This window comes from Pseudomonas sp. 2VD (assembly GCF_005503585.1).
In the GTDB taxonomy this organism is placed as follows: domain Bacteria; phylum Pseudomonadota; class Gammaproteobacteria; order Pseudomonadales; family Pseudomonadaceae; genus Pseudomonas; species Pseudomonas aeruginosa.
Map to the genome: position 1 here is coordinate 1 of NZ_SCND01000655.1, position 1,255 is coordinate 1,255.

The window sequence follows — 1,255 nt, forward strand, 5'->3', positions numbered from 1 at the left end:
AGAACACCGTCTGGATCTTGATCCCCGCCACCAGCGCGTTGTCGACCTCGTCGACCCCGCCCGGCTGCTTGATGTATTGCAGGTTCGGCCGCACCGTCAGCCAGTCGGTCACATGCACCCCGTAGTACAGCTCGGCGTTGTACTCGGTGTCCTGCAGCGGCTGGTACAGCGGGTTGTCGTAGTCGTCGATGCCGTTCACCTGGTTCACCAGGCGCTGGCGCTTCTTCACATCGTCGTTGACATGGATGCGTGCGATGCCCAGGCCGATGTCGTCCTTCGGCCGCGCATCGAACGGACCCTTGTAGACCACTCCAAGCTGCTGGTAGTTGTCCACCACGTTGGTCGCCTTGTCGTGGACCGTCAGGTTGGCGAACAGGCTCAACCCGCGCGAAGCATCGCCGTTGTGCGAAGTGACCTGCTGCTGCGCCACCACCCACCAGCCATGCTTGCTGCCGCGCGACTTGAAGTCGTTGCCGGTCAGCCCCTGCGGCTGGCCGTCGACGTCGTCGTAGACGTCATCGGCCTTCGCCGTGCTGTAGTAGTAGCCCAGCCGGTACTCGCCCGGCAGTTGCTCGGCGCCGACCTTCGGCTGCCAGATCAGCTCCACCGGCAGCAGCGCGCCCTTGGTCCCGCTGCCGCTCATCTTGAAGCCGTTGCCGGTCTCCAGGTTCGACGGGTTCTGCTCGTAGGCGCCGACCTGCACGTACCAGTCCGGCGCGAAGTTGTACTTCACCCGCAACGCCCACTGGCTGACCGGCCAGTTGTACCAGATGCTCCCCGCCCAGTTGCCCACCTGCGAGCCGCAGAAGGCCAGGTTCTGGAAATCGCAGGGGAAGCTGTTGAAGTCCTCGCCCTCGCCGAAACGGCCGAATTTCACGTCCAGCGCGCCGTCGAAGTACTGCTGCTTGAGCCACAGCTGGGTCAGCCGCCAGGTCTGCCCGCGGCCCCAGACCTCCTGCACCGAGCTGATGTGCCCGGCACGCGGGTCGCCGATGCGGTCGTTGGAAAGGTTCTTGCCGTTGCGCTCGGTGACGGTGAACTGGAACTCGGTGGCCTTCCAGCCGAGGATCTTCTCCAGGTCCATGTGCACGCCCAGGGCGAACTGGTCGGTGTAGCGCCCGGTCTTGTCGTCGTCATAGCCGCCGTCGAGGTTGGCCGCCGCCTCGCCGACATACTCCAGCTTGAAGTCGTAGCCCTTCTCCAGCAGCTCGGTGCGCTTGCCGCCCCAGTCGCCGAGCATCCATTTCGAGTTCGG

At 64.8% G+C, this 1,255-nt stretch carries 1 protein-coding gene; it reads right to left on the reverse strand.

The features are described 5' to 3' along the window. A partial coding sequence (gene oprB / locus FFS27_RS32835; protein ID WP_019396298.1) for a carbohydrate porin OprB occupies positions 1–1,255 on the reverse strand: 1,255 nt, incomplete at both ends.